16 protein-coding genes are annotated in these 14,467 nt (G+C 42.7%); 3 read left to right on the plus strand and 13 right to left on the minus strand.

Annotated elements, in window-relative coordinates; all coding sequences use genetic code 11:
- Nucleotides 1-5 precede the first annotated feature (5 nt).
- The 13 genes from BET10_RS07205 to BET10_RS07265 all read right to left on the minus strand — a co-directional run bounded on the left by BET10_RS07205 (nt 6) and on the right by BET10_RS07265 (nt 11,399).
- Nucleotides 6-1,082, minus strand: coding sequence for a class I SAM-dependent methyltransferase (locus BET10_RS07205; protein WP_070984458.1), 1,077 nt, complete (start codon nt 1,080-1,082; stop codon nt 6-8).
- A 10-nt stretch (nt 1,083-1,092) separates the two neighbouring features.
- The gene (locus BET10_RS07210) at nt 1,093-2,055 is read right to left on the minus strand and encodes a phosphotransferase (protein ID WP_070984460.1); all 963 of its coding nucleotides are present in this window, start codon (nt 2,053-2,055) and stop codon (nt 1,093-1,095) included.
- A gap of 3 nt (nt 2,056-2,058) precedes the next feature.
- The gene (locus tag BET10_RS07215; RefSeq protein ID WP_070984462.1) at nt 2,059-2,730 is read right to left on the minus strand and encodes a class I SAM-dependent methyltransferase; all 672 of its coding nucleotides are present in this window, start codon (nt 2,728-2,730) and stop codon (nt 2,059-2,061) included.
- Nucleotides 2,720-4,030: a hypothetical protein gene (locus BET10_RS07220; protein WP_070984465.1), complete on the minus strand. Its 1,311-nt coding sequence runs from the start codon at nt 4,028-4,030 to the stop codon at nt 2,720-2,722. Before BET10_RS07220 ends, BET10_RS07215 begins: the two co-directional genes overlap by 11 nt.
- Nucleotides 4,031-4,058: 28 nt before the next feature.
- Nucleotides 4,059-4,670 (minus strand): HAD hydrolase-like protein, encoded by a 612-nt coding sequence (locus BET10_RS07225; protein WP_070984466.1) that lies wholly within the window; start codon nt 4,668-4,670, stop codon nt 4,059-4,061.
- Nucleotides 4,667-5,587: a transketolase family protein gene (locus tag BET10_RS07230; RefSeq protein WP_070984467.1), complete on the minus strand. Its 921-nt coding sequence runs from the start codon at nt 5,585-5,587 to the stop codon at nt 4,667-4,669. Before BET10_RS07230 ends, BET10_RS07225 begins: the two co-directional genes overlap by 4 nt.
- Nucleotides 5,584-6,390, minus strand: coding sequence for a transketolase (locus BET10_RS07235; protein ID WP_070984468.1), 807 nt, complete (start codon nt 6,388-6,390; stop codon nt 5,584-5,586). Before BET10_RS07235 ends, BET10_RS07230 begins: the two co-directional genes overlap by 4 nt.
- Nucleotides 6,391-7,290, minus strand: a complete 900-nt coding sequence (locus BET10_RS07240) for a sulfotransferase family 2 domain-containing protein (protein WP_070984471.1) — start codon at nt 7,288-7,290, stop codon at nt 6,391-6,393.
- Between the two features lie 12 nt (nt 7,291-7,302).
- On the minus strand, nt 7,303-7,965 hold the full coding sequence (locus tag BET10_RS07245; RefSeq protein ID WP_070984473.1) for a class I SAM-dependent methyltransferase: 663 nt from the start codon (nt 7,963-7,965) through the stop codon (nt 7,303-7,305).
- Nucleotides 7,966-7,972: 7 nt separating this feature from the next.
- On the minus strand, nt 7,973-8,962 hold the full coding sequence (locus BET10_RS07250) for a GDP-mannose 4,6-dehydratase (protein ID WP_070984476.1): 990 nt from the start codon (nt 8,960-8,962) through the stop codon (nt 7,973-7,975).
- On the minus strand, nt 8,955-9,566 hold the full coding sequence (locus BET10_RS07255; protein ID WP_070985572.1) for an SIS domain-containing protein: 612 nt from the start codon (nt 9,564-9,566) through the stop codon (nt 8,955-8,957). The genes BET10_RS07250 and BET10_RS07255 overlap by 8 nt, the downstream gene beginning before the upstream one ends.
- Nucleotides 9,563-10,510 carry an NAD-dependent epimerase/dehydratase family protein gene (locus BET10_RS07260; RefSeq protein ID WP_070984478.1) on the minus strand — a complete coding sequence of 316 codons (948 nt, stop codon included), beginning with the start codon at nt 10,508-10,510 and terminating at the stop codon, nt 9,563-9,565. The genes BET10_RS07255 and BET10_RS07260 overlap by 4 nt, the downstream gene beginning before the upstream one ends.
- Before the next feature lie 163 nt (nt 10,511-10,673).
- Nucleotides 10,674-11,399: a cytidylyltransferase domain-containing protein gene (locus tag BET10_RS07265; protein ID WP_083330464.1), complete on the minus strand. Its 726-nt coding sequence runs from the start codon at nt 11,397-11,399 to the stop codon at nt 10,674-10,676.
- A 184-nt stretch (nt 11,400-11,583) separates the two neighbouring features.
- Here BET10_RS07265 and pseI point away from each other — a divergent pair, with 184 nt between their 5' ends.
- The 3 genes from pseI to BET10_RS07280 are packed head-to-tail and all read left to right on the plus strand — an operon-like array spanning nt 11,584 to nt 14,452.
- Nucleotides 11,584-12,624 carry a pseudaminic acid synthase gene (gene pseI / locus BET10_RS07270; protein WP_070984481.1) on the plus strand — a complete coding sequence of 347 codons (1,041 nt, stop codon included), beginning with the start codon at nt 11,584-11,586 and terminating at the stop codon, nt 12,622-12,624.
- Nucleotides 12,621-12,872: a phosphopantetheine-binding protein gene (locus BET10_RS07275; protein ID WP_070984484.1), complete on the plus strand. Its 252-nt coding sequence runs from the start codon at nt 12,621-12,623 to the stop codon at nt 12,870-12,872. The genes pseI and BET10_RS07275 overlap by 4 nt, the downstream gene beginning before the upstream one ends.
- A complete protein-coding gene (locus tag BET10_RS07280) occupies nt 12,869-14,452 on the plus strand; it encodes a hypothetical protein (RefSeq protein WP_070984487.1) in 1,584 nt (527 codons plus the stop codon). Before BET10_RS07275 ends, BET10_RS07280 begins: the two co-directional genes overlap by 4 nt.
- The last annotated feature ends 15 nt before the right edge of the window (nt 14,453-14,467 follow it).

The following is a 14,467-nucleotide window of genomic DNA, read 5'->3' on the forward strand; positions in this document are numbered from 1 at the left end:
TCCATTTAATATATGTAGTGATTGTCGGGCAATCTGGCACAAATGTTTTCAATTTGTGCCCGTGGATAAGGGAGTAGTATGGGTGCATTATATAATCGGTTAGCAGGTAGAATCTGCTTGTTCTCCATGAACTTACCTATTTTACTTTGATCTTCATCTAACCACCCCAGAAATCTATTATCAAGCAGATGTGCACAAAAGCAGGCAGCAGGCCCTGTACCCAGTACATAACATTGAGGGAGTTGCGCTAACATGTCCAACTTTTCTGACAGCTTTTTGATTGGATTACTTTGTTCGTCTTTACATGCTTGTTTGTTTGAATCAAATGACATTGAATTTGAGACCAACACGGTGATTTCTTTGTTCAGCTGTGCGCTTGGAAAGAATACATGTTTAAAGTGCTTGTTGAGCAGCTTAGCTAGCGTTTCTTTTGAAAAATGGGAGACATGATCGTAAATGGCAAAGTCCCATTCATTTTCAGTGATGTTTGGCACTTGAATTATTGCGATACCTTGTTCTGATAACCGTGACGATAACTGTGCTAGGAATGCGTTGGGTGTAGGAACATGTTCCAGCACATGAACTAATGTCACGACATCAAACACTGTGTTTATTAGTGATAGATCACCGCAAAAAAACGCGTGTAGGTTATATTTTTCCTGTAACTTGAGTTGTTGGTGATCTGATACATCATGGGCATTTAACTGCCAGTGCTTAAAGCTTTGTGTGGCCGCTTCTAGCATTACACCGCTGCCAGTACCGATGTCTAGAAATCGCGCTGTGTCGGGGAGCATTGGAGCACATATAGACAGAATCTCACTGCAACGTGTAAAAGGGACATCAGCGCTGTAGTTTTGTTGTTCTTTGCCTTGATTGATATCGTATGGTGCGTAGCTGGAATAGATGCTTTGTGTGTTTGTCAGATAAGTTTCATCTGCGTATTTTTGATAATGTTTGCAATGGGGGCACTGCTGTATCTGTGCGGCGAAGTTCAATGGCCGGCAATCAGAGGCAATAGATTTACTCACAGTGATAGAGTGAGTAATATTACTGGAAATTTGTTCGCAAACAATACACTTCACGAGCGTGTCCTTAAAGCTGTTTGGTCATTAATTGCACGTGTTGTGCAGTTTGTGCAAGGTAGTGCTCTATCGTCTTAATTGTTTGATGCTCATCTAGCACATTACCTTTATCGGCAAATGCTCTTCTTTTTTGAACCTGAGTGATAAAACAACTGCCAATTATGAAGCACCACTTAATTCTTGTTAGTTGATATGCAAAGATAAATTCCTCTTTAAACTCAGATATGAAACCAAACAATGGCATATCTTTGAGTACCGAAATACTTTCTATTGGCGCAGGTATTTGCGGCTGTGCAAAAAAGTCTGCTGTGAGCTTCCATAATGAATCAATGCCCGCATATTCGAAGTCAAAAAAGTATAGTGTATCTTGAGCTTGTAAAATATTATGAAAACCAAAATCTGAAGGAGACAGGTGGACGCAATTAACAGACTGCTCCCAATTCAATTGACTGTGTGTTGTAAGAATGTCAGCGAACAAAGGTTTGATTTTCGTGTTTACGAGCCTTTGATAGGCGGGCGATATACCTGATTGTTCTGTAGCGGCTATTCTGTTTTCAACTAACGTGATGAAATCACGTAATGTAGTTACTGCATCTTTGGCTTGAGGCAATGAACGCAGCGGCTGGGCGCAGGTCTGGTTGCAGTCAACGATAAACTCGAACGCTTTTTTTACATTTTCAGCTGTAGGTGAGGTGATTTTCTCCCCAGACAAATGTGTTGTCAGTAGCAACCCCAGTTCAATGTCATGGGCTATCACTTTTGCTGTGTTTGGCATACCCTTGCGCATCAGCATATTAAGAAAATTAAGCTCTCTTAAGCACTTTTCTTTATAATCTTCTGAGCGAGTAAAGAATTGCTTAAGTATGTACTGGCCACATGCACTACGAACACAATACACGCGGCTGTTGGCACCACCTGATAGCGCTTGTAACTCAAATGGGGCAACGACATGCTGATGGACAAAACCTTTCATCGTTTATTTAATACACAAGGCAATTAAATAGTGAGCCATGGGGTAGTAGCCAGTATGCACGACTTCGTCATTCATGGAAAATAAGAATACGTGTTTAAAGTGTTTATTACACAGTGCCTTAAAGTCCAGTCCTGATTTACAGTTTATATGGCCAGCTTTACTTGCCGGTGATGCGTACTGCTGCGACTCCAAAGAAGGCATACCTAAAATCACCATACCATCACTGCTTAGAGAAGAGGTTATATTACTGATGAATCTATCTTCTTGATCTGCTGGAATATGTTCCAAGACATCTAAAGAATAGGCTGCATCATATTTTGCGTCCAGAGGCTTTTCAAGAATGTCATGCACAATCGGAATAAGTGGCCACTTTTTGGAGTTGCGCTGTTTTACATCGGCAATAAATCGCGGCTCTATGTCTGCTACTGTAAGTTGTTCCACTTCCTGCTTTACAATTCGGCTGCCAAAAGCATCACCACAGCCAATTTCGATGACGTTTTGTTTGCCAGCAAACATTTTTGATACGAATTTATAGCGCGATAGCATGATCCCGAGGCGTCTTGGGTCTAGATCCCATGTGCCGTTACTCATCAGGCCTAAACGGTTTACTTCTGTTTCATCTAAGAAATCGTGGTAGCTTTCTAGATAGTCAGCTTGGTTGTCTTTAGTTGCCATAGTTGCCTCTTGCATTGTCTTGTTGAGCTATTAACGCGACTAACTGGTTAAATTGACTAGTAATATTCTCATGTGTATCACGTTGCCAAATGGTTTTTTGCAATGCGTTATCGTTAAAAAAGTAATCTTGGCCGACAGTTAATCCGCAACGCTCAGCGGTCATGGAGCTTGATGCTGGGTTATCTTCATTTATGGGATGAAAAATAAGTGATTTAGCGCCTTGCAGAAAACTAATCGTGTAGGTTGGTCCAGTGGAAATACCCATGTTTATATAGGCCGCCTGATACAGTGCTAATCTGACCAAAAAGTCAGACGATGCCGCTGTAAATGTACTGTATTGCTTAAGTTGCTCAGGCATGGCTGAGGTTAAGTAGTATGAATCCCGAATAATCACAGGATAATATTCACGAGTATCCAGCTCACTTAAGAACTGGCCCCAACTGTTCAAATCATTGTTACGAACCGCTTGCTCTTGGTACTCACGCAAAGTCACTGTAATGAGCTTTTTCCCTTGTACGCGCTGGTCGAGAAAATTTTTTACTAGCGCAACAGCATTTTTCGGAGGCTGCAAAAAAGACAGGCTATGTCCTGCATCGGCTAGTGGTTTAAGGAGAAGAGTCGATGATTTCTGTTTTGCTGAACCAGAAACGACCTCTTCGGGGTAAACATGAGTATGAGTGCCAATTAACGTAGACAGTTTTTCCCTAAAAGGTAACTCAACGATAGAGATGCAACTAGGAATACAGCGCATCATACTCTTTATTATATGGTCTATGCGCCACTGATAGTCGTCAACTGCGTGAAACTGCCTTACTCCCATGTATGACTCAGAACATGATTGATTGGGTAAGATCACAAAGCATATGTGTTCAAGGCCTCTTTGTCGTCTTTCAAATTCAGACAAAATTACAAAGTTCGTGATGTCAAAGCAAGGCAAGTTGCACGACAAATCATATACCGCATATAACACTGAATGTTCATTGATGGTTGGTGTTTTTAGCTCGTTGTATGGCACAAGCTTGTTGATGGAGTGATTGTAAAAGAAACTTTTTTCAACCGGCAAATTTGCTTCATATAACGATGACAAGATAGCAGTAACAGCTTCTGAACAAATAACTATGCGTGCAATGTGCAAATCCTTGGCGTCAGCCAGCTCTTTGAGTGACAGCGCACGTTCATTTTCAAAAAACTCCCCACCGTCTGTGGTTACAAAAAGGTTGTTCCCAGTATTAAACACTGAGCCAATAAATTTATAGGCAGAAGATGTTACGCCATAGACGATAGTAATCTCTTTACTCATAACGATAAATTCTTACTCTTAAAAACAGCTAAATGCTCTTTGCGTGCAGATTGGCCACCAATGCAGGCAGTTTAGACCAACATTGAATGCTGGATAACACTGGGTGTGATTGCTCTGCAAACAGAACACCTATCGTTGTACTTGGGAAAGACTCCGCCAACAGGATTGACTCTAAGTCATCGACAAATACATCAATTTGGAGTGTTGCAACCCTTTCTAGTTTTTGTTCCTTTGTGGTATTAAAAAATATCCGATTGTCGCAAAAAACAGCATCGTCACCCCCTAACAGGCCTTGGTCCACCAGCCAATTACGTGCAGCTTCATGCAAATCCACCTGTTTGCCAATGAAAGGGTACTGTGTTTTATGTGAGATGAGAAATAGCTCATGCCCTTGTGCTTGAAGCGCTTTGAGTACCTCCAAGCAATGAGGAAATGGTGAAGCTTCATTGATCTTTTCGCCATACACTATGCCTTGCAATTGCGTCCATTGTGCTTCGTTATTTTGATCAAAAAAGTACTGCTTAACCTGCTCTTTTGAGTGCCCGATATGTTCAGGCATCCAGCCTAGCTGATGAGCAACTCGATGAAACACCCCTGTGTAATTGGCGATGGTGTTGTCGAAATCTATTCCGAGCCTCATAGTACCTGCCTGCTTTTTAACGTGTTCACAATAGTATCTATATCAAGCCCTGCTTTTATCCGAGCAGTGTGTTGTGATGACACCTGATCAATAAACCTGTCAGGGATACCGAAGCGATGTACATTCACCGCCATACATTGTTCATTGTAATACTCCAATACTGCGCTACCAAAGCCACCGTTGACGTTGTGCTCTTCGAGTGTGATAAGGTGTTCAAACCTTGATGCTGCGTTGCTGAGGTATGTGGAATCTAGTGGTTTTACCGTATGAAAGCTCACTAGCTCGGCTTCGATACCATGTTGCAGCAATTCTTGGTGAAGCTGTTGGGCTACGGGCATAATTGTACCGTTCGCCAAGATGGCTACAGATTTTCCTGGATTCATCACGTAAGCTTGACCAAACTTTAGAGCTGGTAGTGTACTGTGTACTTTAGGTTCATTTTTCTTACCAATTCTAAAGTAGCAAGGTGCATTGAGAGCGATTAACTGAGGCATCAAGATAGCCAGCTCGTCAGCATCAGCTGGGCACACGATATTCATATTTGGTAACGCTCGCATTAATGCGATATCTTCAAACGAATGGTGAGTTGGTCCTAAATTAGCGTAAGACAAACCTGAGCCCGTACCAACAATGATCACTGGCTGATTCTGATATGCAATATCGATTTTGATTTGCTCAAAATTACGAGCGGTGGTGAAGGGTGTAATAGTATAAATAAAGGGTTTATGCCCCATCATGGCTGCACCAGATGCCATGGACGCCATATTCGCTTCCGCTATCCCTGCGTTAATTGTACGAGTGGGTGCAACCTCTTTTAGGTTGTTGAACAGCCTGTTACCAATATCCGCATAAAACAGCATGATGCTATCATCATTACTGGCTAATTCTGTTAGTTTGGCGGCAAATGCGTTTCTCATTTTAGGCCTAGCTCCTCTTTTGCCATCATGACTTCATCAACAGTAGGAATTCGGTAATGCCAGTTGTTATCGTTCTCCATGAAAGAGATACCTTTCCCCTTTATAGTATCTGCAATAATACAAACAGGTTGTTGTTGTACTTGCGCTGCATCAAACGCTTCTATCAGTGCTTGATGATCATGTCCATTCACTCGTATGGTGTGCCAGCCAAAAGCACGCCACTTTTCATCAAGAGGTTCGAGGTGCATGATCTCGCAGCTTTCTCCAGTACCTTGCAATTTATTAAAATCAACAATCGCAACTAAGTTATTCAATTGTTTTGCAGGCGCAAACATAGCAGCTTCCCACACCGTGCCCTCATTGATTTCACCATCACCCATAAGCACATAAAATCGATTGCTCAGACCCTGAACTTTAGCGCTCAAGGCCATGCCAGAGGCAAGAGACAATGCGTGCCCTAATGAACCTGATACGGTTTCTACGCCGGCTGGTGCGTGAATGCCTGGATGTTCTTCAAATTGAGAACCGTCGCTACCATGTTGATATAAATCTTCGATGGGAAAATACCCACGATAGGCGAGTGTAGTGTACAGTGCACTGGCCGCGTGGCCTTTGCCCAGTAAAAAGTAGTCTCGGTCTTTGCTCTTTGGTTGCTGTGGCTCTACATTTAGCACTTGCCAATATAGCGTGCTAAGAATGTCTGTACACGACAAACAACTCCCCAAGTGAGGTGTTGATGTTTTGGATGATACATCACACAGCGTATAGCGAATATTTGCGCTGATTTTTTCTAACTCTACCACTTAGGTTCTCCTGACATCCCAACCAACGATATCCGCGTATAGCTCGTAATCACGCTGGTAATAGGCATAAAGCGTGCTGAGAGATTGCTCACTTAGCATTTCATAGGTTGACTCTCCATCCAATGAAGGCGCAACCGATTTGGTTACATTATGCTCAGCAAATGTCACCCCTAGTTTTTGCTCGAGCGTTGAGACTTGCTTGATATCAACCAATTGGTCATAGAAACTGATGTTATCGCCAACATATTCATTCTGTGGGCAGAAATGGTCATGAATATCATAGTTACCTAAGTAAAACGCAAAGTTACTAATGAAATCGTTGATATCGTTCGATTTAAAACGTTTTGAACGTAATACAATATGGTTATATGCGGAAATGAATCGCTTGATTGGATCTCGCATGATGGCAAACTTAAAGTATTGCTGAAGGTCAGAGTCCATTTCCCAAATACTTTGGCTTTCCATAAAGTATCGATCGAGGTCCAGACTACGTTGAGTTTGAGGATCAAATTGAGGTGCTTGACCATAGGTAGCGGTGTAAAAATGACTCGAAACAGATGAGTTCATGACTTTTGGACAGCGCTTGTAAATCAGTTTAGCTTTGTTATCAAACAGATAGTTATGCATCGGCCAGTTGTATCTTCTACATTCATAACTTGCGTTTAAATGTAGATGCACGATGTCGTTGAACATTTGTCGCTCTGACGCTAGGTATAAAATGTCCAATTTAGGTTTCTCAAAAAGAAACTCGTCAATATGATAATAGGTGGCAGGTAGCTCAGAGACCTCTCTGGGCTCATCTACAAAGCAACTGACTTCGATGTTATGGTTGACTTTGGTTAAGAACTGGAAAAGTTCTTTGGCGCCTTTACCTGTTCCGACTATTCCAACTTTTTTCATGAACTCGTTCCCTTATGGTATAAACCAGTAAAAGTCGCCCGTGTAACCGTTATCAGCAAAAAATTGCTTCCAGTCATTTACGTGCATAATGGTTTTTGCTGTTAATGCCCACTCGAGCATACGCTCTTTTTCTTCATCGTTGCGATAAGCATCCACAGTGATGAATGATTTCCCACGACTCACACGCTCGATCTCTCTCAGCGCCATCGCACATTCATGCTCGTCTAAGTTGTGGATAGTATTGATAGACATCACAACATCAAAGCTGTTGTCTTCAAAAGGCAGCGCCTTTGCATCACCTTGAGAGAGTAAATCTTTAACTTCCTCTTTTGCATTCTCTAAAGCGTACTGAGAAATATCCACGCCACGTAGCGTGATCCCTGGAATATGCTGTTGTAAGTCATAAAGCATAAACCCTTTGGCACATCCGACATCTAGCAAAGAGCTGTCGTTTGTAAGGCCAAAATGCGCTTGTAGGTCGGGTACTACTGGTTGCCAAAAACGTGGCATGTAGCTAAAACCGCCGTATCCATAGGTACGATCGCCATCGAAAAAGTCTTTACCGTATTGACGGGCTATTTCACGATCAGCTTCAGTAATAACTTTTGCTCGACCTTTTGTGTCACGTTTAGACTTTGGATAATTTCTTAGTAAGTCGATTTCGTTTCCTAACATAGATTTCTCAAGCCTTATGTATGTATTCGTTTGGCTGTGTTGCTAACACATCTAAATTATTTTTCACCCAGTTGATGGTGCGCTCTACACCATTTTCTAACGACACTTTGTCTTTCCAGCTGAGTTCGTTGCGTACTTTCTGGCTGTCCAGCAGATATGCGGCATCTTTGCCGAGTCTATCTTCTGTTACTTCACATACTTGCTCGAAGGGGACATTTAGCATGTTGCAGATCATTTCGACTAAGGCGCGTATCGTAATCATGCGCTCCGTTGATATGTGGTAAATTTCTCCAGTCTTGCCATGCTCACCAATACGCTGTGTCGCGTCAGAAACGTCATCTATGTGGATGAATGAGCGGGTAGAGTGGCCACCGCCGTGCAAAGGTAACACCTTGCCTAACAAAGCAAATAGAATTGTTCTAGGAATAATACGGTAAAGTTGTTGACCCTCGCCGTACACATTTGCTGCGCGGGTAAACACCACTGGAAAATCATACACATCGCTGAAAGTGTGCAGGCTCATATCCGCTGCTGCGCGTGACACCGCATAAGGGGTGCTGGGGTGATAATTTCTATGCTCTGGTACTAGCCCTTCGCAACTGCCATACACTTCGGGTGTTGAAATATGAATGTATTTTTCAAACCCATCAAGTTGGCGTAGTGCGTTATGCAGTTTTATCGTCGAGACTGCATTGGTCATAAACCAGTGTTCCGGATACTGCCAACTTTGACCAACCATGCTTTGTGCCGCGAAGTTGTATACCTGTTTAATTTTCTTTTGCTTGATCAAAGCGACAATTTCATCAAGATGATGATTCAGGTCTAGCTGATGGAAGTCTGGTTGATTGGATTGCCAGCGATACGGAAGTAGTGCATCAATAGGCTCATGAGAGCGACTTGCTGCTATGACCGAATGTTCTTGTTTAAGCAGGTGAGCGCAAAATGATGCGCCCGAAAAAGAGTTACTGCCCAGTACTAAAATTGGGGAACTAGCCATGTTTTAATTCCTGATATAAGGCTTTCATGAGGATGTGGCCGATAACAACTTGGGTATCTTCTGAGATTTGCATATCTTGAATATCAAAATGAAAGACCTGTTCTAGCATTGGCTTAGCTTTACCGCCATCAAACCCAAGAATACCAACAGTAGACATGCCAATGGATTGAGCTTGTGTGATTGCGTTTATGATATTGCCCGAGTTACCGCTGCCTGACAAAACTAGCAGCACATCATTTTTGTCAGCTTTCACTTTCAGTTGGTGGGCAAATATATTGTCATAACCAATATCGTTGCCCAAACAGGTAAGCACTGAGCTATTTGCTGGCAGGGCTTCAACTTTTAACGCGTCCCCTTGTGGGTTGATCCCAAAAGTAAAGTCGTTAGCCAAGTGAATGGCGTTGGCGGCGGACCCGCCGTTACCACATAAGTACAAAGTACCGCCACGCTTTTTCATTGCCAGCAATGTATCGACAAAGGTTCTTATCTTTTTGCCATCCAGTTGTGATAATACTTTACTCAAAGTGGCAACGTAATCCTGCGTTAAACTCACAACGGGATCTTTTGAGGGCAATGGTGTTACGGTACTTTGTTGCTTAGTCATAATACTTCTCGCTGCATCCATTTAAGGTTGTAGTAACGATCTTCATCGGTGAGTTTGCCTTGCTGATAGGCCGCTATGATTTCATCAATCGCAACGGCAACTGACTTTTTAGGTATAAAGCCTGTTGCTAATAACTTATCTGAGTTGATGCGGTAACAACGAGGATCATTTGAAGGGGTTACTTCTATTTCACATTCAACCTTCTCTTGCACCATCTTAGCAATATCCATAATGGAGATATTTTCAAATCCCGCATTAAATACGCCAGAGGTTTTTGAAGGATTTTCAAGCATATAAATATACAGATCAGTGATGTCGTCGATGTGAATATTTGGACGGACCTGCGCACCACCGAAAACAGTGATTTTGCCATTTTTTAACGCTTGCATCGTCAACATATTGACGGAAACGTCAAGGCGCATTCTTGCAGATAGGCCACAAACTGTTGCTGGGCGAACTATTTGCACAGCCATGTCGTCAGCGTAGCTAAGCAGTACACGCTCCGCGACCATCTTTGTTTTGTTGTACTCTGAAATCGGCTCAAGCGTCAGGTCTTCGGTAACTTGCTCTTCTTCTTTGACACCATAAACACTGCCAGAAGAGGCATAAATAAACTGCTTGATACCTTGACGCTTAGCTTTATCAGCCAGTTGCATTGTAGCAAGCGCACTGACTTCCCATGTTAACTTAGGATCTAAGTCTCCACATGGATCATTGGCGATGGATGCCAAGTGAATGATGCTATCTACACCTTCTAAATCGACATCAGCGGTTTGCCTGACGTCTCCTTTGATTACAGAAAGATTGTCATGCTCAGGTAAAAAGTTACCAAACCACTGTGTATCCAATGCAATGACTCGGTAGCCTTTGTCTAAAAGCTTTGGAACTAAAACGGTGCCTTTATAACCAGTGGCACCTGTTACTAAAACTGTTTTATTACGCATGTTGTTAACTCAACTTTTCTAATCTTTAGCCAGTACTTAACTTATACTTGTGGCATCTCTGCGCAACTCATATTGTCGGTGAGTGATGCAAAATAAATGCCGTACTGTTTCGGTTTTGATGTTTTATTTGTTACCTGCGCTACAAGTAATGTATTTCATACTTTTAAACGCTCTTTTGCTCTACATGTTTATTTATATCGGTAAGTTCAGGCTTTTCCTTTAATGCTTTCATTAAATCTGCATAAGAAAAGTCTAGGCGATTGTTAAAATGAGCGTAAATAGCACTGATGGCCTTGTAATCGTCAGGTTCATCCAAAGTGATTCGCAAATGACTGTAGTCAGAGCCTGCACTGAGTGTATGTGTGGTCATGGTTTGGAATTTTGGCATTCCTAAGGTGACGTGCTCGCGTGCGGCAGGATCCGTGGCGTTTAAATGTGCGGCTTCAAGTAACTGAAATGAAAAAGCACAACAGTCTAACCCTCTGGGAAAACCACTGTGCGGACCTAAATTAACCATATCAAACTGGTTTTCTTTATGTAGTTTGATAACGTCGGAACACAGTGATTCATCTATCAACGGACAGTCGCTGGTGAGTCTAACTATCGTGGTGTTTGGCTTTGCACCAAACTTTGTTGCGGCACCGTAATAGCGCCCAAGTACATCTTCAGTATCTCCCTGAAAAGTTGCTACTCCTAACTTTTGACATAGTGCCATTATGGGCGCTTCTGTTCCATCATTGGTTGTTGCTACAATAATAGAAGCACGCCAGCGTGGTAGCCTTTCGATCATAACTTGCAAAACTGGTTTGCCACACAATGGCAACATAACTTTGCCAGGAAGCCGAGTAGAGGTCATTCGTGCTTGAATGATGATTTGTACTGGGTGCATCGAAGTCTTTGTTATCATTATATTTGAGATAAATATAGCAAATCATTACACTCAAAGACAGTGATCAATGTGAGCCAGCCAAGACGACTATTACGATTGCTGCAACTTTGTACGATAGAGGTCAAAACTCGGCTTGTAATTTGCTTAGAAATAGTCAGCGACATGAAAAAATATAGGAATTACCGTGACGTTTAAAACAGAGTTTCAAATTGCTAACACATTTGTTGGACATCAACACCCTTGCTATGTGATAGCCGAAATGTCAGCAAATCATGGTCAATCATTAACTAAGGCAAAGGAGCTTGTGTACGCAGCCAAAGAGTCGGGAGCAGATGCAATCAAGCTACAAACTTATACAGCCGATACGCTGACCATGGATTGCAAACTGCCGCACTTTGAAGCTACAGGCCCTTGGCAAGGCCAATACTTGTACGATCTATATAAAAAAGCATACATGCCATGGGATTTCCATGCTGAGCTATTTGAACTTGCACAAAAGCTTGGTCTAACTTGTTTCTCATCGCCATTTGATAAAACAGCTGTTGATTTACTTGAGCAGTTCGATGCGCCTGCATACAAAATCGCTTCTCCAGAGCTAATTGATCACCAGTTAATTAGAGACGTTGCAGCAACTAAAAAGCCTGTGATTATGTCGACAGGCGGCGCAACGCTTGCGGAAATTGCCAATGCGGTCAAAGTCGCTCATGATGCCGGTGTGACAGAGTTAGCCTTAATGAAGTGTACAAGTACCTATCCAGCACCTGCCAATAGCATCAATCTTCGCACCATTGCTCACATGCGAGAGGCATTTGGATGCCCAGTAGGTCTTTCCGATCACACATTAGGTAACGATGTACCGCTTGCCTCTGTGGCGGTGGGAGCTTGTATGATTGAAAAACATTTTGTGATGGATAAAAAAGACGAAACTGCGGATAGCTTTTTCTCAATGACGCCAGATGAACTTGCTGCATTAGTGCATGGCGTCAGACAGATAGAACAGGCAATGGGAACAGTCCACTATCCGAGTGAACCTTCAAAGGCTCGTCGCTGTGTCTATATAATTAAAGATGTTGCAGCTGGGGAAGTGTTGACCGAGAAACACGTGGCTCAAATGCGCCCAGGAGGTGGAGAAATCATGCCTGAGGCACTCCCTACAATTATTGGACGAACCACTCGTAAAGCTTTGGCAAGAGGCACGCAACTAGCGTGGGGAGACTTGATATGAGTACAGATAAGCGAGAGTTATTATCCCTGATCCAACAATTCTTTTTAGAGCGAGGGGTTGTTATTCCAGATGAGAAGTTGCCGAGCTATGATTTTATGGCTGCAGGAAGCCTTGATTCATTTGAGGTTTTATCCTTGATCATGCACATTGAAATGCACTGTCAAATCAGTATACCAGCAGAACTATTACTAGATAAAAACAATGCAGAAATTGGCAACCTAGTTGATGCCATTCTAGGATTGGCATGATAGCGTTTCGTATAGATAGCCTAAGTGGTCTTGGGCACTTTATGCGCTCCAAATGGCTTGCATTAGCGCTAAAAGAGCAGGGGGTTGCCTGTAAACTTTTCCTAGATAATCAGCCGAACAAAGAATTATGTGAGCCATTTTGTCAGGATGTTGTGATCGTACCCCGTGGGCTGACACAAGTGCAGCAAGCAAGTTGGTGCACTCAGTATTTGTCCGAGCAGGGTTTGACGCCAAGTCACTGGGTAATAGATGGTTATAAATTTTCTATGCAATGGGAATTGGCGGTAAAATCACCGCAAGTTGGCGTCGTAGTGATAGATGACCTGGCTCGCTCACATGAGGCGGATTGGGTAATAGATGCTAAGTGGCAAGGTCATCAAACGTTTTTTAGTCGCTATGATGATAGAGTATCTGAGGATACTCAGTTGTTGCTTGGCCCAGAATATGCGTTACTATCCCCACAATATGCGCAGTTCAAACCGCAATTACAAAGACAAAACAGCTTGTTGTTTTCTTTGGGGGGAGGAGGTGATTGGTCGCGGCTGACCGAGCTCATAAGTCACTTGCTACACCAAGATAATGGTTTGCTTAAAATTGAAGTGATCATTGGCCCCTACGCGACCTCTACCGAGGAGCTCAGTCAACTCGCTGAAAAGTTTGCGAATCTGCATTTGATAACGGGTGAAAATAGTCTTTATCACTATTATGTTCAGTGTGGCTTATTTGTAGGGGCGTTGGGCACATCTTTGTATGAACTGGCAGCAACACAAACCAGTGCGGTGACCTTTAGTATCGCAGATAACCAGCATAATGATCAGCAAGACTTAGAGCAGTTAGGCCACTACTTCCATATTCCAGATTTACTAGATTATCCTGTAAATGAGATTGCAAGCACGTTACATGCTTTATTGCAGTATCGAGAACGTCTTAATAAACTGGCTCAATCTGCGGCGGTGAAAGTTGATGGATTAGGAGCACAAAGGGTGTGTTCAGTGCTATTAAACAACCACCATTCACAAAAACAAGTATTGGCAAAGGCGTCCTATGCGGAAACCAGCATACAAATTACGCCAGATCTTACACTCAGGCCGGTTCAAGACACAGATATTAACCATTACCTCAATGCTAGAAATCGGGCAGACAATGCTTGGCGTATGACCATTACCAAGCAAATAAGCCAGTTACAACACTATCGCTGGTGGTTTGCTAATCAACGCGCTTCATTTGTACTTGAATCCGAAGGTGGGGCATTACTATATATTTGGCACCAACTGTTTGAGATTCGAGGACAACAATATTTAATAGGTGGGTGGTTTGCTGCCAGTGATGATGTTGGTTTTGCCCATGCTCAGCTCATCTTAGACTGGCAACTTAAAGAAACTGCCAAGCTGTGGCCAAAAGCGCATTGGTTAGCGGTGATCAACAAAGAAAACAAATTTGTAAACCTGCTTAACCAACGTGCTGGATTTGTTGCTGTGGCAGAGGGAAGTCCTGAATTTGAAAGTATTTTGGCGCTCTTTCCTGATGCAACGCCTGAGCAATTTAACTTTGTGGCTAAGTTTGCCGATAACAATACATAGACCGTCAAGAGTAAT

Source organism: Pseudoalteromonas amylolytica (assembly GCF_001854605.1).
GTDB classification, from domain to species: Bacteria; Pseudomonadota; Gammaproteobacteria; order Enterobacterales; family Alteromonadaceae; genus Pseudoalteromonas; species Pseudoalteromonas amylolytica.

Coding starts and splice junctions, on each gene's coding strand:
- BET10_RS07275 (WP_070984484.1), top strand. CDS start 12,621: ATGAGTACAGATAAGCGAGAGTTATTATCCCTGATCCAACAATTCTTT.
- BET10_RS07215 (WP_070984462.1), bottom strand. CDS start 2,730: ATGGCAACTAAAGACAACCAAGCTGACTATCTAGAAAGCTACCACGAT.
- BET10_RS07230 (WP_070984467.1), bottom strand. CDS start 5,587: ATGAGAAACGCATTTGCCGCCAAACTAACAGAATTAGCCAGTAATGAT.
- BET10_RS07250 (WP_070984476.1), bottom strand. CDS start 8,962: ATGGCTAGTTCCCCAATTTTAGTACTGGGCAGTAACTCTTTTTCGGGC.
- BET10_RS07210 (WP_070984460.1), bottom strand. CDS start 2,055: ATGAAAGGTTTTGTCCATCAGCATGTCGTTGCCCCATTTGAGTTACAA.
- BET10_RS07260 (WP_070984478.1), bottom strand. CDS start 10,510: ATGCGTAATAAAACAGTTTTAGTAACAGGTGCCACTGGTTATAAAGGC.
- BET10_RS07225 (WP_070984466.1), bottom strand. CDS start 4,670: ATGAGGCTCGGAATAGATTTCGACAACACCATCGCCAATTACACAGGG.
- BET10_RS07280 (WP_070984487.1), top strand. CDS start 12,869: ATGATAGCGTTTCGTATAGATAGCCTAAGTGGTCTTGGGCACTTTATG.
- BET10_RS07245 (WP_070984473.1), bottom strand. CDS start 7,965: ATGTTAGGAAACGAAATCGACTTACTAAGAAATTATCCAAAGTCTAAA.
- BET10_RS07265 (WP_083330464.1), bottom strand. CDS start 11,399: ATGCACCCAGTACAAATCATCATTCAAGCACGAATGACCTCTACTCGG.
- BET10_RS07220 (WP_070984465.1), bottom strand. CDS start 4,030: ATGAGTAAAGAGATTACTATCGTCTATGGCGTAACATCTTCTGCCTAT.
- BET10_RS07255 (WP_070985572.1), bottom strand. CDS start 9,566: ATGACTAAGCAACAAAGTACCGTAACACCATTGCCCTCAAAAGATCCC.
- BET10_RS07240 (WP_070984471.1), bottom strand. CDS start 7,290: ATGAAAAAAGTTGGAATAGTCGGAACAGGTAAAGGCGCCAAAGAACTT.